The 21760-nt window shown below is 65.1% G+C and carries 26 protein-coding genes; 22 read left to right on the top strand and 4 right to left on the bottom strand.

Annotated features, from left to right (window positions below; genetic code table 11):
* Nucleotide 1 precedes the first annotated feature (1 nt).
* From C7389_RS11925 to C7389_RS11850, 16 genes are all read left to right on the top strand, one after another.
* Nucleotides 2-1117 carry a phage baseplate assembly protein gene (locus tag C7389_RS11925; RefSeq protein WP_133591653.1) on the top strand — a complete coding sequence of 372 codons (1116 nt, stop codon included), beginning with the start codon at nt 2-4 and terminating at the stop codon, nt 1115-1117.
* Entirely contained in the window at nt 1114-1641 is a 528-nt protein-coding gene (locus C7389_RS11920) for a phage baseplate assembly protein V (protein WP_133591651.1), read from the top strand. The genes C7389_RS11925 and C7389_RS11920 overlap by 4 nt, the downstream gene beginning before the upstream one ends.
* A gap of 3 nt (nt 1642-1644) precedes the next feature.
* A complete protein-coding gene (locus C7389_RS11915; protein ID WP_133591649.1) occupies nt 1645-2049 on the top strand; it encodes a phage GP46 family protein in 405 nt (134 codons plus the stop codon).
* The gene (locus tag C7389_RS11910) at nt 2039-3076 is read left to right on the top strand and encodes a baseplate J/gp47 family protein (RefSeq protein ID WP_133591648.1); all 1038 of its coding nucleotides are present in this window, start codon (nt 2039-2041) and stop codon (nt 3074-3076) included. Before C7389_RS11915 ends, C7389_RS11910 begins: the two co-directional genes overlap by 11 nt.
* Entirely contained in the window at nt 3067-3672 is a 606-nt protein-coding gene (locus tag C7389_RS11905) for a YmfQ family protein (RefSeq protein ID WP_133591646.1), read from the top strand. Before C7389_RS11910 ends, C7389_RS11905 begins: the two co-directional genes overlap by 10 nt.
* A gap of 3 nt (nt 3673-3675) precedes the next feature.
* Nucleotides 3676-4896 (top strand): hypothetical protein, encoded by a 1221-nt coding sequence (locus C7389_RS11900; RefSeq protein WP_133591644.1) that lies wholly within the window; start codon nt 3676-3678, stop codon nt 4894-4896.
* Nucleotides 4897-4919: 23 nt separating this feature from the next.
* Nucleotides 4920-5363, top strand: coding sequence for a hypothetical protein (locus tag C7389_RS11895; RefSeq protein ID WP_211342511.1), 444 nt, complete (start codon nt 4920-4922; stop codon nt 5361-5363).
* Complete coding sequence (locus C7389_RS11890; RefSeq protein ID WP_133591642.1) at nt 5360-5686, top strand: hypothetical protein; 327 nt, start codon at nt 5360-5362, stop codon at nt 5684-5686. Before C7389_RS11895 ends, C7389_RS11890 begins: the two co-directional genes overlap by 4 nt.
* On the top strand, nt 5686-5928 hold the full coding sequence (locus tag C7389_RS11885; protein ID WP_133591640.1) for a hypothetical protein: 243 nt from the start codon (nt 5686-5688) through the stop codon (nt 5926-5928). Before C7389_RS11890 ends, C7389_RS11885 begins: the two co-directional genes overlap by 1 nt.
* Nucleotides 5925-6425, top strand: a complete 501-nt coding sequence (locus C7389_RS11880; protein ID WP_133591638.1) for a hypothetical protein — start codon at nt 5925-5927, stop codon at nt 6423-6425. The genes C7389_RS11885 and C7389_RS11880 overlap by 4 nt, the downstream gene beginning before the upstream one ends.
* Nucleotides 6418-7017: a lysis system i-spanin subunit Rz gene (locus tag C7389_RS11875; protein ID WP_162851723.1), complete on the top strand. Its 600-nt coding sequence runs from the start codon at nt 6418-6420 to the stop codon at nt 7015-7017. The genes C7389_RS11880 and C7389_RS11875 overlap by 8 nt, the downstream gene beginning before the upstream one ends.
* 172 nt (nt 7018-7189) lie before the next feature.
* Nucleotides 7190-7606: a hypothetical protein gene (locus C7389_RS11870; protein WP_133591634.1), complete on the top strand. Its 417-nt coding sequence runs from the start codon at nt 7190-7192 to the stop codon at nt 7604-7606.
* Between the two features lie 229 nt (nt 7607-7835).
* The gene (locus C7389_RS11865) at nt 7836-8036 is read left to right on the top strand and encodes a helix-turn-helix domain-containing protein (protein ID WP_133591632.1); all 201 of its coding nucleotides are present in this window, start codon (nt 7836-7838) and stop codon (nt 8034-8036) included.
* Nucleotides 8037-8145: 109 nt separating this feature from the next.
* On the top strand, nt 8146-8418 hold the full coding sequence (locus C7389_RS11860; RefSeq protein ID WP_133591630.1) for a hypothetical protein: 273 nt from the start codon (nt 8146-8148) through the stop codon (nt 8416-8418).
* A 54-nt stretch (nt 8419-8472) separates the two neighbouring features.
* A complete protein-coding gene (locus C7389_RS11855; RefSeq protein WP_133591628.1) occupies nt 8473-8724 on the top strand; it encodes a hypothetical protein in 252 nt (83 codons plus the stop codon).
* A gap of 8 nt (nt 8725-8732) precedes the next feature.
* Complete coding sequence (locus tag C7389_RS11850) at nt 8733-9770, top strand: AcrVA2 family anti-CRISPR protein (RefSeq protein WP_133591626.1); 1038 nt, start codon at nt 8733-8735, stop codon at nt 9768-9770.
* 232 nt (nt 9771-10002) lie between these two features.
* Here C7389_RS11850 and nhaR read toward each other — a convergent pair whose 3' ends face one another.
* On the bottom strand, nt 10003-10944 hold the full coding sequence (gene nhaR / locus C7389_RS11845; protein WP_133591624.1) for a transcriptional activator NhaR: 942 nt from the start codon (nt 10942-10944) through the stop codon (nt 10003-10005).
* 129 nt (nt 10945-11073) lie between these two features.
* Here nhaR and C7389_RS11840 point away from each other — a divergent pair, with 129 nt between their 5' ends.
* The 3 genes from C7389_RS11840 (at nt 11074) to C7389_RS11830 (ending at nt 14417) form a co-directional block, all read left to right on the top strand.
* Nucleotides 11074-11421 (top strand): HPF/RaiA family ribosome-associated protein, encoded by a 348-nt coding sequence (locus C7389_RS11840; RefSeq protein WP_133591622.1) that lies wholly within the window; start codon nt 11074-11076, stop codon nt 11419-11421.
* A gap of 92 nt (nt 11422-11513) precedes the next feature.
* Nucleotides 11514-12182 carry a Bax inhibitor-1/YccA family protein gene (locus C7389_RS11835; protein WP_133591620.1) on the top strand — a complete coding sequence of 223 codons (669 nt, stop codon included), beginning with the start codon at nt 11514-11516 and terminating at the stop codon, nt 12180-12182.
* 510 nt (nt 12183-12692) lie between these two features.
* Nucleotides 12693-14417 carry a cation:proton antiporter domain-containing protein gene (locus C7389_RS11830; protein ID WP_133591618.1) on the top strand — a complete coding sequence of 575 codons (1725 nt, stop codon included), beginning with the start codon at nt 12693-12695 and terminating at the stop codon, nt 14415-14417.
* 72 nt (nt 14418-14489) lie between these two features.
* Here C7389_RS11830 and C7389_RS25450 read toward each other — a convergent pair whose 3' ends face one another.
* The 3 genes from C7389_RS25450 to C7389_RS11815 form a co-directional block, all read right to left on the bottom strand.
* Entirely contained in the window at nt 14490-16001 is a 1512-nt protein-coding gene (locus tag C7389_RS25450; protein ID WP_246034729.1) for a universal stress protein, read from the bottom strand.
* A 6-nt stretch (nt 16002-16007) separates the two neighbouring features.
* The gene (locus tag C7389_RS25445) at nt 16008-16313 is read right to left on the bottom strand and encodes a hypothetical protein (protein WP_281275380.1); all 306 of its coding nucleotides are present in this window, start codon (nt 16311-16313) and stop codon (nt 16008-16010) included.
* 68 nt (nt 16314-16381) lie between these two features.
* Nucleotides 16382-17707 carry a hemolysin family protein gene (locus tag C7389_RS11815; RefSeq protein ID WP_133591616.1) on the bottom strand — a complete coding sequence of 442 codons (1326 nt, stop codon included), beginning with the start codon at nt 17705-17707 and terminating at the stop codon, nt 16382-16384.
* 660 nt (nt 17708-18367) lie between these two features.
* Here C7389_RS11815 and C7389_RS11810 point away from each other — a divergent pair.
* The 3 genes from C7389_RS11810 (at nt 18368) to tilS (ending at nt 21756) form a co-directional block, all read left to right on the top strand.
* The gene (locus C7389_RS11810; RefSeq protein WP_133591614.1) at nt 18368-19324 is read left to right on the top strand and encodes a TerC family protein; all 957 of its coding nucleotides are present in this window, start codon (nt 18368-18370) and stop codon (nt 19322-19324) included.
* A gap of 99 nt (nt 19325-19423) precedes the next feature.
* The gene (locus tag C7389_RS11805) at nt 19424-20392 is read left to right on the top strand and encodes an acetyl-CoA carboxylase carboxyltransferase subunit alpha (RefSeq protein ID WP_133591612.1); all 969 of its coding nucleotides are present in this window, start codon (nt 19424-19426) and stop codon (nt 20390-20392) included.
* 44 nt (nt 20393-20436) lie between these two features.
* Nucleotides 20437-21756: a tRNA lysidine(34) synthetase TilS gene (gene tilS / locus C7389_RS11800; RefSeq protein ID WP_246034726.1), complete on the top strand. Its 1320-nt coding sequence runs from the start codon at nt 20437-20439 to the stop codon at nt 21754-21756.
* Nucleotides 21757-21760 lie beyond the last annotated feature (4 nt).

Here is a 21760-nt window from a genome sequence, read left to right as displayed (position 1 = left end):
CATGGCAGAGCTGGACCCCAACGCTGTCACCCTCACAGTGGACGGCATGGATTACGCCGGGTGGAAGGACGTCAGCATCAGCGCCGGTATCGAGCGCCAGGCGCGGGACTTTACGCTGTCGATCACCTGGAAGTGGCCGGGGCAGGATATCGAGATCCCGATAGAGCAGGGCGCCCGCGCGGAAGTGCGCATCGGCGCCGACCTGGTGCTTACCGGCTGGGTGTTCGCCACGCCCCGCCGGTACGACGCCCAGTCGATCACGCTGGGCATCAGCGGCCGTTCGCTTACCGCCGATCTGGTGGATTGCTCGGCCATCAACAAGTCCGGCCAGTGGCGTAATCAGAGCGTGCAGCAGATCGTTGCCGCGCTGGCCGGGGAGTACGGCGTCAAGGTGCGTAGCGAGGTGGCCGAGACTGCCGCCCTGGTCGATCACACCATAGAGCCGGGCGAAACGGTGTTCGAGTCGATCGACCGGCTGCTTACGCTCTCGCGCCTGCTATCGAGCGATGACGGCGCCGGCCGCTTGGTCATTGTCGAGCCGGGCAGCGCCGGCCTGGCGCACGACAAACTGGAGGCGGGAAAAAACATCCTGACCGGCGATGGCCCGCTGGACTTCTCCGGCGTGTTTTCCGAGTACCGGGTGATCGGCCAGCAGCGCGGCACCGACGAGGTATTCGGTGCCGCGGCCAGCGAAGTGCAGGCGTCTGCAACCGACCCCCGCACCGCTCGCCGCCGGGTGCTGGTGATCAACCAATCCGGCCAGCTCACCACCGCCCTGGCGCAGGGCCGGGCGAACTGGGAGCGGGGCAACCGCATCGGCAAAGCGCTGGCGTTTACCTACACCGTCCAGGGCTGGCGGCAGAGCAATGGCGCGCTGTGGGTACCCAACCTCATCGTCCGCGTGGTCGATCCGCTGATGGGGCTGGACAGGGACATGCTGATATCCGAGGTCACCTACGCGCAGAGCAGCGGCGGCACTATCGCCACGCTCACAGTAGCGCCGCCGGACGCCTTCCTGCCCGAACCGAAAGACCCGTACCGCAAGCGCAAGCTAAAAAAAGGCGGCAAGGCGGACAACTTCGAGTATCTGCTGCCGGCGGACTGGGACAAGGAATGAGCAGACTGCAAACCATGCTGACCCGCGGTGTCGTTGTGCTGGCCGCCGCCGGCCGCAAGCTCCAGGAGCTGCAGCTGCGGTTGATGGCCGGCGAGCCCAAGGGCGGTATCGAGCACCTGGAGGCCTACGGTCTCACTGCCCACCCGCTGCCCGGCGCCGAGGCGCTGGCGGCCTTCATGGGCGGGGACCGCTCGCACGGCGTGGTGCTGGTGGTGGCGGACCGCCGCTACCGCATCACCGGCCTGGAAGCCGGCGAGGTGTGCCTGTATGACGACATCGGCCACCGCATCCACCTCACCCGCGCCGGCATCGTGATTGATGGCGCCGGCCAGGCCATCACGCTGACGAATGCACCCGAGGTGCGAATGGAAACCGAGGTGCTGAAGGTCACCGGCGACATCCGCGACCGCTGTGACGCTGCAGACGGCCGGACGATGGCTGCGATGCGCGACATCTACAACGGCCACGACCACGCCGAAAACGACAGCGGCGGCCCCACGGACGAGCCCAATCAGAGGATGTAAGCCATGCAATTGGCAACGGAAACCGACCAGCGCACGTCGCTGGGTCGGGCGGTCGCTATCAGCCTTTTTACCTGGCGCCGGGCCAGTGCAGACGACCCGATAGACGACGCCGAGCGCTACGGCTGGTGGGGCGACAGCGTGCCCCGCGGCGCCGGAGATCGCATCGGCTCGCGACTGTGGCTGCTCCGCCGCCGCAAGCTCACTGCCGAGACTCTGCGCGACGCCGAAACCTACGCCCGCGAGGCGCTGCAGTGGCTGATTGACGACGGTGTGGCTTCAGCGGTGGAAATACAGACCGAGCGCTACGGCACAGACCAGCTACGCATGCGGGTAGTGATCCACGTTACCGCCAGCGGCCGGCTGGAATACAGCTTTGACGATACCTGGGGGGTAATCCATGCCGTTTGATACGCCTACGCTGCCGGTGCTGGTCGGGCGCGCGGCGGATGATCTGGCCGCCTCGGCGCTGCGCCAGTCTGATGCCGAGGTCATGGCCCGTGTGCATGCCGGCGCGGCCTATGGTCTGTATGGCTACCTGGACTGGATTGCCGCTCAGATCCTGCCCGACACCGCCGACGAGGAAACGCTGGAGCGGCAGGCGCTGCTGCGCCTCAAGGTGCCTCGCATTGCCGCCGTTGCCGCCTCCGGCGCCGCACTCTTCACCGGCGCGGCCGGCGCGCTGCTGCCGGCCGGCGCGCTGCTGCAGCACACCGATGGCCGGCGCTACCAGTTGGTGGCGGATGTCACCCTGGCCGGCAGCAGCGGCACCGCCGAGCTGGTGGCGGTGGATGCCGGCGCCGTGGGCAACCTCGGCGCGGGCGAAGCCCTCTCGCTGGTGTCGCCGGTTGTCGGCGTAGCAGATGCCTTCACGGTGGCTGCCGGCGGCCTGGCGGGCGGGGTGGATCAAGAGTCGGTGGAGTCCCTGCGCCAGCGCGTGATTCGCTCATATCGAGTGATCGCGCACGGTGGCGACGCTGATGATTACGTGACCTGGGCGGGCGAGGTGTCCGGCGTTACGCGCGCCTGGTGCGTCCGCCGCTGGATGGGGCCGGGCACGGTGGGGGTGTTCGTGATGCGCGACGACGATCCGGACCCTTTCCCGGATGCCGCCGCCCTGGCCGAGGTGGAAGCCTACATCCAGGCCGAGCGCCCGGTTACCGCGGAACTATACGTGCTCGCCCCGGTTGCCAAGCCGGTCACCTTCCAGCTGTCAGTCACACCCAACACGCCAGCAGTGCGCGCGGCCGTGGAGCGGGCACTGGCGGCGCTGATTGACAGCGAGTCCGACCTGGGCGGCTCGCTGCTCTGGACGCACATCCATGAGGCCATCAGCAGCGCAGAGGGCGAGACTGACCACACCTTGCTATCCCCCTCGGCCGATGTCACTGCCGCCGCGAATGAGCTGATTACATATGGGGGCGTCACATGGCTGTGAGGCGCACCGCGGCGGACTACGCCGCCCAGCTGCTCGACCTGCTGCCGCCCGGTCCCGCCTGGGAAGGGGAGGCCGGCGCCTCGGTGGCGCTGGTGCTCGCCACCCTGGCACAGGAGTTCGCCCGGGTGGATCAACGCGGCTACGACGCCCTGCAGGAGTCGGACCCCTGGTCCGTGCGCGAGCTGGTGCCGGACTGGGAGCGGGTGATGTCCCTGCCAGACCCCTGCCTGGGCACCTCGCCGGCCTTTGAAGATCGCCAAGCCTCGGTGCGCCAGCGCCTGGTCGCGGTCGGCGCGCAAACCCCGGCCTACTTCGTCGGCCTCGCCCAGCAGCAGGGCTACCCCAACGCGCGGGTGATCGAGCGCCGGGCGCCGCGCTTCGGCCATCGGCGTGGTTTCGGGGCCGCTCGCTGGGGCAACTGGGATGCGCAATTTGTTTGGGTGCTGCAGACCGGCGGCCGGCTTCAGGCGGGCCGCCGGTGGGGCGCCGCCAACTGGGGTGAGCGCTACGGCGCCAACCCCGCCAGCGGCTTGGAATGTTTGATCCACCGGTATGCGCCCGCGCACACCGTCCCGCAAATCGACTACACGGAGTAGCACATGGATTACCCCGCAAGCGTGCCAGGCGTCGGTCTGGTGGGCGGCAAATTTGTTGATGAGGATGCCGGCACCGGGCAGGTAGGGTCGCTGATCCCGGCGGCCTGGGGCAACGCGGTCACCGATGAGATTCTGTCGGTGATCCAGGCGGCCGGCCTGGACCCCGATGAAGGCGATGTGACCCAGCTGCTGGCCGCGATCACGGCCTTCCTTCGCGGCCGGGTAGTGCTCGGCGGCACCACCACCGGCGCTGCGCCAAGCTTCGCCCTTGCCCTGGCGCCCGCCCTCGCTGCTTACGCCGAGGGCGTTCGGCTGCGCGTCAAGTTCCACGCGGCTGGCAGTGGCGCGGACGTGCTCAACGTCAACGGGCTGGGCAACAAGTCAATCAAGCAGTACGACGCCGCCGGCACGAAGCAAGCGGCGGTGATCGCCGCCGGGCTTGTCGCGGATGTCGAGTATGACGGCGTGGATTTTGTTGTGCTTGATGCGCTGGCGCCTGGCGCTATACAAGGCGCGTTTAGCAATCTGAAGCTCTCTGCCGCCGGCACCGGCCCATCTATCGCAGTCAGTTACGACGACCTGGTGCTCGGAAATGGGAGTGGAGGCTACGTCTCAGAGCACAACGTAGCCGGGACGATTACGACGACAACAGTCGGAGCTGGAGGACTAGATGCTGGAGTGCTCGCCGCGTCGACCTGGTATTCGATCTGGCGTATCGGGAAGGCGGACGGCGCCCGAAACTGGTTGTTCTCGCTGTCTGCGACCTCGCCGACGATGCCGGCCGGATACACGCTAAAGGCCCGGATCGGGTGGTTCCGGACTGACTCCACCGCGAACAAGTATCCGCTGTCGTTTATTCAGAGCGGCCGCAGCGTCCGTTACAAACCCGCTGCCGGCTCAAATCTAACTTTGACGCCGCAAATGGCATCGGGCGTCGCCGGCACGATCGGAACAACACTTGTCGCTGCCGCTGTCGGGGCTTTCGTGCCTCCCACTGCATCAATCATAAAGTTGCAGACATACACCGGAGGGGGAGGCGCTGTCCAGGTCAATAGCAGTTCGGTTGCATCGATTACCGGCACAACGGGGTTTGACAATACGGTGCCCACCGGGGCAACGCCATCCGTGCAGGGTGAGTTGATGCTGGAGTCTACGAATATTTATTGGGCATCAAATTTCGCATCCAGTGCGATTTATTGTTCGGGTTGGGAGGACAATCTGTGAGTTATGCAATCCGGAAAGATGGTATGGGCTGGCGATCCGTTGCCGGCCCGGATGACGTTGGGGCTGATGAGCTTTTCAGCGAAACACTTCCGCCGCCCGATCTTGCGGCGGATCTGCGCCGGGCCGCCCTGGCGGCTCTGGCTGTGGAGTACGAGCGGCGCGTCAGTGTCATCGCCGCCCCGTATCCCGCAAGCGAGCGGGAAAGCTGGCCGATCCAGATCAGCGAAGCCCGCGCCCTGCTCGCCGATGCCGGCGCCGCAACGCCCTGGATTGATGCCGCCGCCGCCGCCCGCGAGCTGGACCGCGCCGAGCTGGCCGCCCGCATCGTCGCCAAGGATGAGGCCTACCGCCTTGTACACGGCGCACTCACCGGCGTGCGCCAGCGCATCGAAGATGCCATTACCGCCGCCGGCGACGACGTGGCCGCGCTGCAGGCAATCGACGTGACTGCCGGGTGGCCTGCATGACCCCGCCGGGCGAGTGGGACGGCCAGGAGCACCGCCGCGCACCGCCCCACACCCTCGCCGAGGCGGTGGACGTGATAGACCAGCAGCTGGCCAGGCGGCTGGATGAGCGCCTGGGCTCAATGGAAGACCTGATCCGGAGCGGCTTCCCGGACGGCGACCCCGCCGGCCACTGCCGCTACCACGAAGCCGAGATGGCGCGGATCGAAGCCCGTGCGGCCTTCTGGTCCAAGCTGCGTTTCGAGCTGGCCAAGTGGGGGCTGCTGGGCTTCCTCGGCTGGTGCGTGTTTGCGTTGTGGCGCGCCGCGCTGGTGGGGCCAAAGTGATGGACCAGGAACCCATAGAGCAAGTCAATCTGCGGTGGCGCTACCGCCGCCGCATCGCCTTCCAGTCCCTCTATGCAGTCTTTGCGCTGACGGCGGCCGTGCTGACGCTTGCCGTCAGCGACCGCGCCGGCCGCCTGGCTGACTTTGAGGGCTTTCTTGTCACCGTGGTCTGCGGCCTGCTCACCCTCACCGGGGCATACATGGGCGTGGCGACATGGTACGACGTCAAAGGACGACAATGAGTGAGTTCGGAGTGCCGCCGTTGGCGGCCATCAATCAAGCCCTGGCGCTGCTGCCGGCGGTCATGGACAGCCCCGCCGCGCGCGTGATGCTGCACGCCATCGGCTACCAGGAGTCCGGCTTTGTCCATCGCCGCCAAGTGCGCGGCCCGGCGCGCGGCTACTGGCAGTTCGAGCAGGGCGGGGGTGTGGCCGGCGTGCTGCGCCACCGTGCCAGCAGTGCCCTGGCGGCGGCCGTGTGCGCCGCTCGATGCGTGCCGACCACGGCCAGCGGCGTCTATCTCGCCCTGGATCAGGATGACGTGCTGGCTGCTGCTTTTGCCCGCTTGCTGCTGTGGACCGATCCGGCGCCCTTGCCTGCAATCGGCGACATCGATGCCGCCTGGGCGCTGTACGCCGCGCCCAGGCGAACCTGGAGCCCCGGCCAGCCGCATCCCAAGCGCTGGCCGGCGTGCTACCGGCAAGCCCTGGCCGACGTCGGCGCCCCCGCCCATGCTTGACGCCCTGGAACCCTACCGCACCGCCGCCCTGGCCGTTGCCGCTGGCCTCGCCCTGGCGGCGGCAGGCGCGGCCGGCTGGGCGGCCAACGGCTGGCGGCTGGGGCAAGCCCTCGCCGAGCAACGCGCCGAGGTTGCAACCGAGCGCCAGGCCGCGGCGGATGCGCGCACCGCCGCAAACCTCGCCGCCCGCGCCTGGGAGGCCGACACCCAGGCGCGCATCGCGGCAATCGATCAATCCGGATACCAGGAGCTATCCCAGCATGAGCAAGCCAATGCCGATCTGCGCGCTGCTCGCAGCGCTGGCGCTGTCCGCCTGCGCGTCGCAGCCGTCTGCCCCCCGATCCCAACCGCAGGAGTGCCCGGCACCGCCGACCGTGCCGGCCTGGGTGATGGAGCCGGAGCCGGACCCGCTGCCGCTGCTGGACAAGCTGATAACCCCGGTGCCGTCCTCGCCCCCGAAGCAGAGCCCGCTTACGACGCCCTCCGCGCCAGCCTCGGCCGGCACGCCGTAAAGCTGGCGGCCTGCCAACGCATCATCGCGGAGATGGGGCGGGGATACGCCCCGGTGCAGACGTCTGCAGCCGTCGATTAATGCGTGGGAGAGTAGGGCGCGAGTCCGGCCGCCAGCGCGGCACATGGCAGTGCCGTGTGAATATAAACGTCTTGCGCACGAACAATGTTCGTGTATAATTCAGTTCATGGATGCGCCACATCCACCACCAGCCGGCGGTGAGTAGCCGGAGAAGCCTCGAAAGGAGAATGCAATGTCGCTCATATCTGATTTCGCTATTTCAAAAAACGTGCGCGCAGCCGTTGAATATTTCGATGCCGCCGCCGACCTCGCCGCACACAAGTTGATCATTGATGGCCGCCTGGTTGGATTTGAAGATGGTTTTGTGCCGCCGTTTGAATACAAGGCTGCGGTGATCGAGCTGTATCGGGGGCTTGCTTACCAGATTTCTCTAGCGCTAGACCGCCCTGAATTCTCCGCATGCGAATCCTTCAGGGCTTGGCGCGAAGCTAGGGATAATGAAAAATTTGCGCCCTGTGGCTGGGTGCATAGGATCGTGAATCTTATGATGTATGCGCGCATTCAAGAGGATGGCGCGGACCTTATGGGTGATATTGAGTTCAAGTTGATAATGGGTTTTGTGCGGGAGTGGATGGAGAAATTTGAGTGATGAACAGAATATCGATATCGATTACTCAATACCCGTCAATGCCAGGGCGGTACCGTTGGTCCTTTGCGGTCGGGAAGAAAAAGTACGCAGGAGACGTTGCCGGCGGGGGGCCAGAGGCGGCAGCGGCTGAGGCGATCGACATCGCAAATCAGTACGGCACTAACGGCTATGCAATCTTTGCCCCAAAGGAAGTCCTGTGTCTAATACCGGCCGACATGCAGAGACGCGCGTGAAGCCATCCCCAGGCGAAGTGAAAGCCGCGCGCGAAGCGGCCGGGCTGACGCAAGCGCAGGCCGCTGAGCTCGTGCATGCGACGCCACGAAACTGGCAGCAGTGGGAAGATGCGACGGGTGGAACGAATGCCCGTCGTATGCACCCAGGGCTGTGGGAACTGTTCTCGATCAAGGTCGCTGGGAAAGGGGGAGGCTGAAAACATCTTGCATACGAACAATGTTCGTGTATAATTCAGTTCATGGATGCACCGCATCCACCACCAGCTGGCGGTGAGTAGCCGGAAAAATCTCGAAAGGAGATCGAAAATGGAAGGTACCGAAAAGCAAGTTAAGTGGGCGCAAGCAATCAAGGCTGAGCTGATGCCGGCAATCAATGCGCTGGCCGAAAAGTCCCGCAAAGCGGCTGCAGGAAACCCCGCCAATCTTCAGATCGTCGAGCAGGTGCTTGCTTGCCTCGAAGCCAAGCCGGCCAGCTGGTGGATTGACCGCCGCCCGTTTAAGGGTGATGGCAATGTCAATGCCGGCGCCTTCATAGACTGCTGGCGCGAAGCTGCTACCGAGATCATCAAGGGTAAGTAGTTTCTCGCCGCCCGGCGAGAGTCGGGCGGTCTTCTAACGATTAGGAGAAGATCCATGCAGGAAGCCACCATCATCGATCCCGACGGCGTTACGCGCAGGTACGCGCTAGACAGCTACGATGGCCGTCTTTTCGTCCATGCCGGTAAAGCGACAAACCGCCCGTACAAGCCTGTCTTCGCTGCCGGCTCCTACGACAACCCCTTTATCCTACACGGCGCACATGCCGCGTTTTGGCGCGATCCCGAAGCGGCTGCAAAAGCGCTGGCGGCCATGCCCCCTGACATCGCCTGGCGCGGTGCTTGGTGAGGTCGCGCATGCCGTCGCAATTCGAAAAGCGCACTTGTCGCCCCCGCGACCACCTCGAAGCCATCGGACGGCGCTACCCCGGCGCCTGGAAGGCCGCGGACGATTTTCGCGTCGACCGAGGTCAGGGCCTCCCGGACTGGGCGGACTGGTGCTACCTGCCGCTTGCCGCTGCCTACGCTATCGTCAGCGGCGGCGGCCCGAACAGGGTGCCGATCCGTCTCATGGCAGATGTCGGCGCCCTGGGGGCGCTCATGGCATGGCGCGTCACGCAGGGCATCTATCGGTTCGACCCGGCGCTGTATGAGCGTCTCATCGACACCCCGGTCAGCGGCGACATCCCGCACGAAATCCTTTACCGGTTGCCGGAGTGGTGCGTGTATGTCGAGACGCCCGGCTTGCAGATTGCAGCCAATCCGCTCCACGGATTTTTCGCGCACTTGGAAGATGACCCAAACAACGGGCGGGTCGAGCTGCGGCTTGTGCTCGATGCTGCGTCGGGGCTTGCCCCGCTGCCGCTGCATCTTGGCGCATGGTCGCTCGCCGAATCCATTCAGCGCATGATCGATACCGCCAGCGTGCAGGCGCTGGGTCTTGGTATGGGTGCGCTACCAGTCGGACAGGCTGATGCATTGCGGCCCGTCGTCGAGCCCATCATTTCGTTATTGCTGTACCTGTGCGCCGAGGCGGCAGAAATTGGCGCTGGTGACCGTCGGCCAGCCAACCCCATCCCCAAGCGGACTAAGCGTGGCTGGCGGCTTTTTGCGGCGGACAAGCCTACAAGTTGGGATGTCGGCGTCCGCATGGGCGCTGCGCTGCGTGCCGCTTATCATGCTGCAGAAACCGATGGCGGCGCCGCTCATGCCGGCCCGCGCGGCCATGTTCGCCGCGCGCACTGGCATACATTCGTGAGCGGGCGGCGGATTGATGATGAGGGTACGCCAATTCCGGCTGACCGTCGCCGGCGCGACGTCCGATGGGTGCCGCCGATCCAAGTAAATCTGCCTAATGTTGATGACATGCCTGCGGTGATCAAGCCGGTCAAGTGAGTCAGTCGTCGAGTGCGGTCAGATAAGACCTAGCCAATCACTCGCTGCTCTTGCGATTGATGGGCAGCATGCGGCCGCACTGCCCTTTGCCCTGATCAGTCCGTACGATCCCCGGCAAGCGATCTCCCCAAAAACTCCCCATCACTTCGTCAAATCCAATTGATAAAGGGGTGTTCGGTTCCCTCTCCCGGCACCATTTTCCCCTGCTTGTTTCCTCGGCGTTGTTGTGCCGTTAGCCAGCGCTCCGCTTGTTCGTCCGGTGCTGTTGCTCGCCGCTGGGCGGGTTTCCTTCCAGTTTTGGTGTGGCGGTGCCGATCGCGACAACTGCCGGATGCCTCAGTCGGCGCTCGACGGAAATCGCGTAGTAGGACTCGGTGACGTCCTCCGCGTCCCCGATGCGTTGCAAGCCGTGCTTGCTGCAGATCTGCTCGGCGAGCAGCGAGGCGGTAGGAAAGAGGCCGACGCCGGCTTCACCGAAGGCCAGCATCAGGGCGCTGTCGTCGAATTCGCCGGCGATGCGGGGCCTGACCCGTTGGGTTTCCATCCAGCGCATCAGCGGTCCGCGCACCGCTGCCTCCATTCCCGGAAGCAGCATGGGCGCGCCATCCAGACAGGCGGGGAAGGAGCCGTCCAGCGTTGCGGCCAGTGCGGGAGAGGCGAAGAAGCTGATGGAGGATTCGCCCAGGCGGTGGCTGTAACCGCGCACGTCCGTGTTGGCCGGCATCGGTGAGTCTGCCAGCACGACGTCCAGCTTGTGGATGGCGAGTTCGCCCAGCAGCCCATCCAGTTTGCCCTCCCGGCAGACGATGCGCAGCGGGTCGGTCAACGCCATGGAAGGGGCCAGCAAGAGATACGCGATGGCCTTGGGAACCACGTCCGCAATGCCGACACGAAAGGGAATGGCGCGGCCGGTAGAGCGGTTGCTCAGCGCCTCCTCAAGTTCGCTGCCGAGCCTGAAAATCTCCTCGGCGTAGCCGAGCACCATCTGGCCGGTTTCGGTGAGTGCGAGCCGCCGACCCTGGCGGCGGAAGAGGGTAATGCCCAGCGTGCTCTCAAGGGCTGCGATCTGGCCGGAAAGTGTTTGCGGCGCGAGGCCGGTACGTTCGCTCGCGCGCACGATGCCGCCGGCCCGGGCGACATTCCAGAAATGGTGAAGCTGCTTGTAGTTGAGCAATTTCTTAAAGTTCTATGAAAACGGATAAAGATTCTGTTGAACCTGGGTTTTGCCGAACAGTCTGAGACCCTAGCATCCGACAGGTTTTTCGGCCTGTTGGCAACTGCATCAGACATATAGGAGCTTCCCATGCGAATCGATCTGCGCTGTGACGGTTTCGACGAAACCTCCGGAATGCGGGATTATGTGGCGCGGCGGATGCGTTTTGCGATCGGCCGCTTTCGCGATCACATCCAGTGGGCCCGCATCAAGGTGGCCGATGTGAACGGTCCGCGCGGCGGCGCTGACAAGCGTTGCGTGGTTCAATTGCGGCTGCGCAATCTGCCTGACGTGGTTTTTGCGATCACCCAGATCGACGTGCGTTCTGCGGTGGATGAAGCGGCCGACCGCGTGGCCCGGGTCCTGGCCCAGCGCTTGCGGCGGCATCAGCGCGGTGAGCGCCCCCGGGCGCCGGCCTTGGCCTCCAGTGGTGTCTGAATGTTTTTTTAATGTTTCCTGAATCATATTTCCCGATCGGGGCGTCTCAGCTAGACTGAGGGCCTCAAATTCGCACAGGAGGTATTCCCGCCATGGAAAACCGTATGGCAACTCCCATGACCCGCGGCGAAGCCGCCGTCGTCTCGACGAACAAGGTCATCCGCAACACCTACATGCTGCTGGCCGCGACGCTGGCGTTCTCCGCTGTGGTCGCCGGTGCCTCGCTTGCCCTTCAGTTGCCTCACCCCGGGCTGATCATCACGCTGGTAGGCTACTTCGGCCTGCTGTTCCTGACGACCAAGTTCCGCAACAGCGGCCTGGGCGTGCTCTGCGTATTCGCGCTGACCGGCTTCATGGGCTATACCCTGGGGCCTATCCTGTCCGCCTATCTGTCGCTGCCCAACGGCAGCATGATCGTGATGCAGGCGATGGGCGGCACCGCGGCGATCTTCCTGGGCCTGTCCGCCTATGCGCTGACCACCCGCAAGGATTTCTCCTTCATGGGCGGCTTCCTGATGGTGGGTATCCTGGTGGCCTTCCTGGCTGGTCTGGGTGCGGTGTTCTTCAACATGCCGGGCCTCTCCCTCGCGGTATCGGCGATGTTCGTGCTGCTGATGTCCGGCCTGATCCTGTATGAGACCAGCAATATCATCCATGGTGGCGAAACCAACTACATCATGGCGACGGTGACGTTGTACGTCTCGATCTACAACCTCTTCACCAGCTTGCTGCACCTGCTCGGCGTGTTCAACAACGATTGATGCCGGCGTTCAGGTTTGCTGAATGAGAAGGCGGAAGTCCCTTGGGGCTTCCGCTTTTTCTTTTGGGCGGGCGACAGCAACGGCGCCCCCTTCTGGCCGGCCGGTCTCATCTCCGAGATTTCCGGTTCATGAAGGCAATTTCTGTGCGAACCCTTTTCGAGATGGTACTGTCTGGGAACCATCGCCAGGATGTATGAGCGTGTTGCTGCGGTCATGGGAAGGCCGGCCGCAGCGGGCCAAGCAACGTCGATAAGCGATTCGAGCGGTATCGAGGCGGGCATTCAGCTTCATGTTCCGTCGAGCCCTTGAAGGATTTTCTCCACCCAGGGCGCCGTGTCTGTTTTTCCTGCCGCCCGATTTCCAGTTACTGGCAAATTTCGCGCTGGCAGCGCCGGAAACCCCGAATTTGGTCCTCTGGGAGTTGGTTCTCCCGCGGCATGGATGCCGGTTCGGCATCCATCCTCTTGTCGTGTCCTGGCGTGGCCGATCACAACATTGGGAAAGCACTGAATGGAGCACAACATATCCCTGATCACTACGCTGGCTGCGGGTTTTGGCCTTGCGTTGATCCTTGGGTTCGTGGCCGAGAGCCTGAAACTTCCGGCCTTGGTCGGCTATTTGATGGCCGGTATCTGCATCGGACCGGCGACGCCGGGTTTCGTGGCCGATGTCGGTATCGCCTCGCAATTGTCGGAAATCGGCGTGATGCTGCTGATGTTCGGCGTTGGCCTGCATTTTTCGCTGGATGACCTGCTGGCGGTGAGGCGCATTGCCCTGCCAGGCGCTGTGGTGCAGATGGCGGTGGCGACCGTGCTCGGCATGGGTATGGCATGGTGGTGGGATTGGAGCCTGGGCGCCGGGCTGGTATTCGGCTTATCCCTGTCGGTGGCGAGCACGGTGGTGTTGCTGAAGGCGCTGGAGGCGCGTGGTGTGCTGGAGTCGATGAACGGGCGCATCGCCGTCGGCTGGCTGGTGGTCGAGGATCTGGCAATGGTGCTGGTGCTGGTATTGCTGCCGCCGTTGGCCGGGGTGCTCGGCGGCCACGCCAGCGGGGCGGCGGACGTTCCACTGTGGCGCACCATCGGCCAGACCCTGCTGCAGGTGGCGGCCTTCATCGCCTTGATGCTGCTGGCGGGGCGCCGCATCCTGCCATGGCTGTTGTGGCAGGTGGCGCGTACTGGGTCGCGTGAGCTATTTACGCTGTCTGTGGTGGCGGCGGCGGTCAGCATTGCCTTCGGTGCGGCCGAACTGTTCGGTGTGTCTTTCGCGCTGGGCGCCTTCTTCGCTGGCATGGTGATGCGCGAATCTGAGTTCAGCCACCGGGCGGCGGAGGAGTCGCTGCCGCTGCGCGATGCTTTCGCGGTGCTGTTCTTCGTCTCGGTGGGCATGCTGTTCGATCCCAAGGTGCTGGTCGAGGAGCCGGTGCACGTGCTGGGCGTGGTGGCGATCATCATCGTCGGCAAGTCGATCGCGGCGGCGTTGCTGGTGCTGGCTTTCCGCTATCCGTTGAACACGGCTTTCACCGTGGCGGCCAGTCTGGCGCAGATCGGCGAGTTTTCCTTCATCCTGGCCGGTCTGGGCATGCACCTGGGGCTGCTGCCGGCGGAAGGGCAGAGCCTGATCCTGGCCGGGGCGCTGATCTCGATTGCGGTCAATCCCTTCGTCTTTGCTGCGGTCTCGCCGCTGCGCCGCTGGGTGCTGAAGCGCTCGGAGCTGGCGCGCAAGCTGGAACAGCGTCAGGACCCGCTGGCCGAACTGCCGATGAGCACCGAGCGCAAGTACCTGGAAGGGCAGGTGGTGCTGGTCGGTTTCGGCCGTGTGGGACGGCGCATTGCACAGGCGCTGGACGCGCGCAGCATCCCGTATGTGATCGTCGAGCAGAACCGCGAGCGGGTGGAGGACCTGCGCAAGCAGGGCGCCATCGCGGTGTCGGGCGACGCGGCGGAGCCGGCGGTGTTGATCCAGGCGCACATCGCCCATGCGGCGATGCTGGTGGTGGCGACGCCCGATACCCTGAACGTGCGCCAGATGGCGGAAACCGCGAAGACCTTGAACCCCGGCATCGAGGTGGTGCTGCGCACCCACAACGAGGAAGAGGCGGTGCTGCTGGTGAAGGAGAAGATTGGCCAGGTCTTCTTCGGCGAAGAGGAACTCGCTAAGGGGATGACCGGCTACGTGCTGCAGCGTTTTGCGCCGCCGATTCCGGCGCATTCCGGCCGTTCCGGGCACAGCTGAGCACGGCTGGCTCAGCAACATGAAAAAGGGAGGCCCAGCCTCCCTTTTTGTTTCCAGCCAGGCGTTACCGGCTCAGCTTTCCTTGGGCTCGCGCACGATGAGGGTGTCGCAGGGCAGCCATTCGAGCAGGCGTTCCGCGGCGCTGCCGAGCAGGAGCGCAGTGAGGCCGCTGCTGCCGTGGGTGCCGAGCACCACCAGGTCCGCCGACTGCTTGCGCGCATAATGGGCGAGGCCGGTTTCCAGCGGCTGGTGTTCTATGGTGATGTCCAGCCGTGCGCGGTCCTCGGTCGTCAGCCCGCAGCCGTCGAGGAACTGGGCGCAGGCGCTGCCTTCAATTTCGCGGGCCATCTGCCGGTAGTCGATGCGGTCGGCAATGGCGCTCATCGGCACCTGGAAGGCGTGGTAGAGCGTCAGCGGCGTGTCGGGGAACAGGCGCAATGCGGTGAGCAGGGCGTGGCGGGACGAGTTCGAGAAGTCGCTCGCCACGACGATGCGCCGGTAGGATGCATGCGGCCGCTCCCGTACCACCAGCAGCGGTGGGGTGGTTTTGCGCGCCAGCCGTTGCACCGTGGAGCCAAGCAGGAAACGGCCGAAGGTTTCGTTGCGGGCAAGGCCTGTGATGATGAGGCCGCAGCCCTCCTGCTCGGTAGTGGCGTGGATGGCGTCCAGTGCGTCGCCGCGGGCGATGCGGATGTGCAGGCGCACTTCGCCCTGGCCGAGGTCCTGCTTGAGCTGGCGGTAAGCCGCCTGTTCGCGCCCGGTGTCGTTTTCGTCTTCCTGTGGACGCAGCAGCAGGTCTGGCGCCTGCTGAGGCTCCAGCACATTGAGGGCGATGAGTTCCGCATCCCAGTGCCTGGCGAGGAGAGCGGCGCGGTCCAGCGCCCGGTCGCAGCGGGCGCTGAGGTCGGTGCAGAGCAGCAGGCGCGTCGGCAGGCCGGTGGTCCGGTCTTGTTGTGGGTTCATAGTGTTCTCCTGGGTCCGGGTTGTCAGTGGCGAGAGAGGCGGGCGGCGAAGCCGTTTCTGCGCAGTATCCATTTCTCCAGTTCGGCAACGCAGAAGACCAGCATGCCGGCGGCGATGACCTTGCTCCATTCCTGCAGGCTGAGGCTGGCTGAGCCGAAGGTGGCCTTTGAGCGCCGGCGCATCGTTTACGCCGTCGCCGGTCATGGCGACGCCCTGGCCATCCTCCTGCAGCGCCTGTACCAGCCGCAGCTTGTGCTCTGGGCTGGCGCGGGCGAAGACGTCCACCTCCATCGCTACCCGGCGTAGTTCCGCCTCGTCCATCACCGTGACCTCGGCGCCGGTGAGGGCCGGCTTGCCCCCGCCTATCGCCAGCTGGGCGCCGATGGAGCGGGCGGTGTCCGCATGGTCGCCGGTGATCATCTTTACCCGGATGCCGGCGCGGTGGCATCCGGCGACCGCCTGGATGGCTTCCTCGCGCGGTGCGTCAATGATGCCGACCGGGGCGAGCAGAGTGTAGCCCCCGGTGACGTCGCCCATGCCCGGCGGGGCGGCCTGCGGTGGAGCGCGCTTGAGCGCCAGCGCTACAAGGCGCAGCCTCTGGGCGGCGGTATCGGTCGCCATGTGGCGTCAGTAATCGGCATCCAGCGGGCCTTTGCCCTGCTGCCCAGCCTGCCGGCCGCAGAGGTCCAGTATGCGCTCTGGCGTGCCCTTGACCAGGATGAGGTCTTCATCGGTGCCGATCCGGTGCAGGGTGGCCATGAAGCGGTGTTCGGATTCAAAACGAATGCAGTCAATGCGCGGCAGGGCGGCGGCTCCGGTGCCTTCCTCCATGCCGGCCTTGCGACCCATGACCAGCGGCGCGCCTTCGGTTGGGTCGCCTTCCACCCGCCAGGTGCCTGCCTCGTCGATCAGCCTGGCATCGTTGCATAGCAGCCGGTACGGATGGCCTCCGTCAGCACCCGCTTAATAAAACATTAAGATTTTGGAGCGGGGTGTCAGCGCTAGCTTTCGCGCGCCGGGCCGGGGTCTTCCGCGGCTGACTCCAGATCCGGCAGGCGGGTGGCGAGGATCTTGTCGATGCGCTTGCCGTCCATGTCCACCACCTCCAGGCGCCATTGCTCCCAGACGGTGATGTCGCCGGTTCGCGGCAGGCGGCCGAGCAGCCACAGAACCATACCCGACAGGGTGTGGTAGCGGCCCTTCTCCTCTTCCGGCACCGTCTTCAGTTCCAGCCGGTCCTTGAGTTCCGGCAGTGGAATCAAGCCATCCAGCAGCCAGGAGCCGTCTTCGCGCTGCACTGCCCAGGCGTCTTCCAGGTTGTGCGGGCGGAACTCGCCGGTCACTGCTTCCAGCACGTCCTGCAGCGTCACCATGCCCAGCACTTCGCCGTATTCGTCGATGACGAACATCATATGGGTGCCCGAGGTGCGGAACTGGTCCAGCAGCTCCATGCCGGTTAGCGATTCCGGCACGTACACCGCCGGCTGAAGCTGCGAGGACAGGTCGATCGAGCCACCGCGCAGGGTCTGGTTGAACAACTGCTTGGCGGCGACCACGCCGACGATGTTGTCCAGCCCGCCCCGGCAGACAGGGAAGCGGGAGTGCTCGGATTCGGCCACCCGCGCGAGGTTGGCGTCCAGCGGATGGTTGAGGTCCAGCCACAGGATGTCGGCGCGCGGCACCATCAGCGAGCCGATCTGACGGTCGTCCAGGCGGAACACATTGCGCACCATCTCGTGCTCGTGCTTCTCGATCACGCCAGCCTCCGAGCCTTCCTCCAGCATGGCGTGGATTTCTTCCTCGGTCACGCTGGGGCCGCCCTGGTCGCGTTTGCCGAGCAGGCGGAGCAGGGTGTCGGTGGAGATGGAAAGCAGGATCACGAAGGGGCGGGAAACGATGGCCAGCGCATTCATCGGGCGCGCCACCAGGCGGGCGATGCCTTCCGGCGAGATCTGGCCGATGCGCTTGGGTACCAGTTCGCCAACGACAATGGAGATGTAGGTGATCACCAGCACGACCAGGATGGTCGAGCCGATTTCGCTCGGGCGCTGGGGCAGCCCAAACTCCTGCAGCCAGATCGCCAGCGGTTTGGCGAGCGCGGCCTCGCCCACGATACCGTTGAGGATGCCGATGGAGGTGATGCCGATCTGGATGGTGGACAGGAAGCGGGTTGGTTCTTCGCCCAGCTTCATTGCGACAGCAGCGGCGGTATCCCCTTCCTCCGCCCGTTTCGCCAGCCGCGCCCGGCGCGCGGTAACCAGCGCGATCTCGGACATGGCGAAGACCCCATTCAGGATGACGAGGACGACGAGAAACACGATTTCCATCTGTGATTATCCGAAGTAAGGCTTCAGGGCATGGCGAGCCGCAGGCGCACCGGTGGTGCGGTCAACGAGTGAGGCGCGATGCATGGCGGGAGCGCTGGCGGAACGACGCAGCTGCGCAAGGGAGAGCACAGGCGAAAGACTGCCGCAGAGAGAAATCGCAGAGGACTTGCGGGGGCTACATCGCCCCGGCGTGTCGGAATCGGAGTATTTCGCAGAGGCCGCGATGGGGGCGGGAGGGGCGTCGACAACTGCCTTGACGCTGGCCATGGAGGGGGCCGGAGAATATGCCGCCGAGGGCGAACTTCGACTACTCATGGGGCGGGATCGGGGTATCCCGCGGCTCCTTTGTGTTGTTAAAGCTGCAAGCATCATGCCGTATCCGTTTTCCGCTGTCACCGTTCGGGGAGGATAGTTCTTGACGGCGCCCAGGGCTGCGGCGCTACACTCTCGACCGTTCAAGGGGAGTAGCTTTTCGCCGCAGTATCGTCATCACGGTGGCGCCGCGCCAGTTTCGCGGCCCCCCGGTACTGTGGGCAACGTGGTTGGTTGCGAGCAAGACCTTGCCGTAGGGCAAGGTGCGCGCGTCGATCCGTAACTCCTTCGACGAAAACGGCCTGTGTCCTCCGGACCCGGCCGTTTTTTCTTTCGTCGAGGTGTTGCATGGAATCGATAGGAACGTGGTGGATGTGGGCGGTGTTTGCCGTCGTGGTGCTGGCGATGCTGGCGATAGACCTGTTTCTCTTCAAGGGCGGGCATCAGCACAAAGTGTCGCTGAAAGAGGCGGCGGGCTGGTCCATCGCCTGGGTCTGCGTGGCGCTGCTCTTCAATGCCGGCCTGTGGTGGTATCTGGACGCCGAGGCCGGTCGCGCGCTGGCCAACCAGAAGGCGATGGAGTTCTTCACCGGCTACCTGCTGGAGAAGTCTCTGGCAGTGGACAACGTCTTCGTCTGGATGCTGATCTTCGGTTTCTTCTCGGTGCCGATCGAACTGCAGCGCCGGGTGCTGCTGTACGGCATCGTCGGCGCCATCGTGCTGCGTACCGGCATGATCTTCGCGGGCAGCTGGCTGATCAGCGAGTTCCACTGGATCCTTTACATCTTCGGCGCTTTCCTGGTGGTGACCGGGGCGAAGATGCTGTGGCTGGCCGACCACGATCCCGATCTCGCGAGCAATCCCGTCATCCGCTTCATCCGCAACCACTATCCGGTGACGCCGACGCTGGAAGGCGAGCGCTTCTTCGTGATGTGCGATGGAGTGCGCTACGCCACGCCGCTATTGCTGGCGCTGGTGCTGGTCGAGATCTCGGACGTCGTGTTTGCGGTGGACAGCATCCCCGCGATCTTCGCCATCACCGCCGATCCCTTCATCGTGCTGACCTCCAATATCTTCGCCATCCTTGGCCTACGAGCGATGTATTTCCTGCTGGCTGACCTGGGCAACCGCTTCTCCCTGCTCAAGTACGGTCTGGCGGTGATCCTGATCTTCATCGGCGTGAAGATGCTGATCGTGGAATGGTTGAAGATCCCGATCTTCATTTCTCTGGGGGTGGTCGCGGTGATCCTCGCCGTGTCGGTTTGGCTCAGCCTGCGCCGCAGCGCGGGCGAGGCGGCGCACTAAGCCGGGGCCGCGGGCCGTTCCGCCGCGCGCCGGTCGAGTTACACCGGCGCGCGGCAACGGCAGGTTACAATGGCCGACTTTCTTGCTGGGAAAGGTCAGATGAAGACCACCTTTCTGGATTTCGAACAACCGATCGCCGAGCTCGAGGGAAAGATCGAGCAACTTCGTTTCGTGCAGGACGATTCCGCTGTCGATATCTCCGAAGAGATCGCGCGCCTGGAGGCCAAGAGCCAGGCGCTGACCAAGGAACTGTACGCCAAGCTCACGCCGTGGCAGATCGCCCAGGTGGCGCGGCATCCGCAGCGCCCCTACACGCTGGACTACGTGCAGCACATCTTCACCGGCTTCGAGGAACTGCATGGCGACCGCGCCTTCGCCGATGACAAGGCTATCGTCGGTGGCCTGGCCCGCTTCAACGGCCAGAGCTGCGTGGTGATCGGCCACCAGAAGGGCCGCGACACCAAGGAAAAGATCGCCCGCAATTTCGGCATGCCGCGCCCCGAGGGCTATCGCAAGGCGATGCGCTTGATGAAGCTGGCGGAGAAGTTCGGCCTGCCGGTGTTTACCTTCGTCGACACGCCGGGCGCCTATCCGGGGATCGGTGCCGAGGAGCGTGGACAGTCGGAAGCGATCGGCCATAACCTGTATGTGATGGCCGAGCTCAAGGTGCCGCTGATCTGCACGGTGATCGGCGAAGGCGGCTCCGGCGGCGCGCTGGCGATCGCGGTGGGCGACCAGACGATGATGCTCCAGTACTCCACCTACTCGGTGATTTCGCCGGAAGGTTGCGCGTCCATCCTATGGAAGAGCGCGGAGAAGGCTTCCGAGGCGGCTGAAACCATGGGCATCACCGCGGCGCGGCTCAAGTCGCTGGGGCTGATCGACAAGATCATCAACGAGCCGGTGGGCGGTGCCCATCGCGATCATCGCGCCATGGCCCAAAGCCTGAAGCGGGCGCTCGGCGAGGCGCTGCGCCAGGTCGATTCCCTGTCGCCGGCCGAGCTGATCGAACAGCGCTTGGAGCGCTTGATGGGTTACGGGCGCTTCAAGGAACAGCAGGCAGCCTGACCGTAGCCGGGACGATGGCAGTGCTTGCTCCTCTGCCTGCACAGGTGCAGCGGGCGCTGGTGCAGGCCGGTGTCACCGAAGGAAGCAGGCTGTGCTGCGCCTTGTCCGGCGGGGTGGATTCCCGTGTTCTGCTCCATATCCTGACGGGCCTGCGGGCCCGTCTGTCTTTCCAGCTGACCGCGGTGCATGTGCATCATGGCCTCAGCCCACATGCCGATGCCTGGGCCGCCTTCTGCCGGGAACTCTGCGTCGCTGCCGGGGTGCGGCTGACAGTGCACCGGGTCGATGTAGCGCGCGACGATCCGGCCGGGCTGGAGGCGGCGGCAAGGCGAGCCCGGCACCGAGTGCTGATGGCCAGCGAGTGCGACTGGCTGGTCTTTGGCCACCATGCGGATGATCAGGCGGAAACCGTGCTGTTCCGCCTGCTGCGGGGTGCCGGGGTGCGCGGCGCCGCCGGCATGGCGGCCTGGGAAGCGCCCGCCGGACAGCAGCCGGGCCGCCTGCGCCCGCTCCTGGACAGCCGCCGTGCGGAGATCGAAGCCTATGCGCGCGAGCACGGACTGCAATGGGTCGAAGACGAGAGCAACGAGGATAGGCGCTACACGCGCAACGATCTGCGCCACCGCCTGCTTCCGGCGATGGAGGAGGGCTTTCCCGGTGCCGCCCGTACGCTGGCGCGTGCTGCCGCCAACTTCCGTGAAGCGAGCGTGCTGCTGGATGAGCTTGCCGCGATGGACGAGGCGGCATGTGGAGGCCAGTCCCTAGAGAGGGCGCAACTGCTCCGGCTTAGCGAAGCGCGCTGCGCCAATCTGCTGCGCTGGCAGGCGGGCCGCCTGGGCGCGGAGATGCCGGCGCGGGCGCGCTTGCTGGAGGTGCTCCGCCAGTTGCACGGCGTTGAGGCGGCGCGGGGTTTCCGGGTGGCGCTGGGCGCGCTTGATTGTTGCTGCTACCGGGGCAAGGTATGGCTGGAGCCGTCGGCTTCGCTGGCGGGGGCGACAGCCAGAGCGTGGGCAGGCGAGGCTGAGGTGCCGTGGCTGGGCGGGGTGCTGCGATTCTCACCGGCCCGGGGTGAGGGGCTTTCCGCGGCACGCTTGCAGGCTGCCCAGGCTTTGCGGCTGTTGCCTCGCTGGCCGGGGATGCGCATGCGCCTGGTTGCCGGCCGGCCCAGCAGGAGTTTCAAGAATCTGTGCCAGGAGGCGGGTATTCCCGTGTGGCAGCGGGAGCGTTTGCCGGTGTTGCAGGTGGACGGCTACGCCGCCTGGGTGGGCGGCATCGGCACTGCGGCGGAATTCGCCGCGGCAGCGGACGAAGACGCCGTCGCCGTTGAATGGCTGCCGCTTGTTCCGCCTGCAGGGGGGGGCTAAGCCC

The organism is Azoarcus indigens, from assembly GCF_004361735.1.
In the GTDB taxonomy this organism is placed as follows: Bacteria; Pseudomonadota; Gammaproteobacteria; order Burkholderiales; family Rhodocyclaceae; genus Azoarcus; species Azoarcus indigens.
This window is presented reverse-complemented; position numbering and strand designations above follow the sequence as displayed.

Bases quoted from the DNA above. Each gene is read 5' to 3' on its own strand.
- C7389_RS11855 (WP_133591628.1), top strand. From the start codon at position 8,473: ATGCAGGAAGCCACCATCATCGATCCCGACGGCGTTACGCGCAGGTAC.
- C7389_RS11840 (WP_133591622.1), top strand. From the start codon at position 11,074: ATGCGAATCGATCTGCGCTGTGACGGTTTCGACGAAACCTCCGGAATG.
- C7389_RS11880 (WP_133591638.1), top strand. From the start codon at position 5,925: ATGAGTGAGTTCGGAGTGCCGCCGTTGGCGGCCATCAATCAAGCCCTG.
- C7389_RS11905 (WP_133591646.1), top strand. From the start codon at position 3,067: ATGGCTGTGAGGCGCACCGCGGCGGACTACGCCGCCCAGCTGCTCGAC.
- C7389_RS11860 (WP_133591630.1), top strand. From the start codon at position 8,146: ATGGAAGGTACCGAAAAGCAAGTTAAGTGGGCGCAAGCAATCAAGGCT.
- C7389_RS11915 (WP_133591649.1), top strand. From the start codon at position 1,645: ATGCAATTGGCAACGGAAACCGACCAGCGCACGTCGCTGGGTCGGGCG.
- C7389_RS11835 (WP_133591620.1), top strand. From the start codon at position 11,514: ATGGAAAACCGTATGGCAACTCCCATGACCCGCGGCGAAGCCGCCGTC.
- C7389_RS11810 (WP_133591614.1), top strand. From the start codon at position 18,368: ATGGAATCGATAGGAACGTGGTGGATGTGGGCGGTGTTTGCCGTCGTG.
- C7389_RS11885 (WP_133591640.1), top strand. From the start codon at position 5,686: ATGGACCAGGAACCCATAGAGCAAGTCAATCTGCGGTGGCGCTACCGC.
- C7389_RS11890 (WP_133591642.1), top strand. From the start codon at position 5,360: ATGACCCCGCCGGGCGAGTGGGACGGCCAGGAGCACCGCCGCGCACCG.
- C7389_RS11815 (WP_133591616.1), bottom strand. From the start codon at position 17,707: ATGGAAATCGTGTTTCTCGTCGTCCTCGTCATCCTGAATGGGGTCTTC.
- C7389_RS11920 (WP_133591651.1), top strand. From the start codon at position 1,114: ATGAGCAGACTGCAAACCATGCTGACCCGCGGTGTCGTTGTGCTGGCC.
- C7389_RS11870 (WP_133591634.1), top strand. From the start codon at position 7,190: ATGTCGCTCATATCTGATTTCGCTATTTCAAAAAACGTGCGCGCAGCC.
- C7389_RS11805 (WP_133591612.1), top strand. From the start codon at position 19,424: ATGAAGACCACCTTTCTGGATTTCGAACAACCGATCGCCGAGCTCGAG.
- C7389_RS25450 (WP_246034729.1), bottom strand. From the start codon at position 16,001: ATGGCGACCGATACCGCCGCCCAGAGGCTGCGCCTTGTAGCGCTGGCG.
- C7389_RS11910 (WP_133591648.1), top strand. From the start codon at position 2,039: ATGCCGTTTGATACGCCTACGCTGCCGGTGCTGGTCGGGCGCGCGGCG.
- C7389_RS11895 (WP_211342511.1), top strand. From the start codon at position 4,920: ATGGGCTGGCGATCCGTTGCCGGCCCGGATGACGTTGGGGCTGATGAG.
- C7389_RS11830 (WP_133591618.1), top strand. From the start codon at position 12,693: ATGGAGCACAACATATCCCTGATCACTACGCTGGCTGCGGGTTTTGGC.
- C7389_RS11925 (WP_133591653.1), top strand. From the start codon at position 2: ATGGCAGAGCTGGACCCCAACGCTGTCACCCTCACAGTGGACGGCATG.
- C7389_RS11850 (WP_133591626.1), top strand. From the start codon at position 8,733: ATGCCGTCGCAATTCGAAAAGCGCACTTGTCGCCCCCGCGACCACCTC.
- C7389_RS11900 (WP_133591644.1), top strand. From the start codon at position 3,676: ATGGATTACCCCGCAAGCGTGCCAGGCGTCGGTCTGGTGGGCGGCAAA.
- C7389_RS11875 (WP_162851723.1), top strand. From the start codon at position 6,418: ATGCTTGACGCCCTGGAACCCTACCGCACCGCCGCCCTGGCCGTTGCC.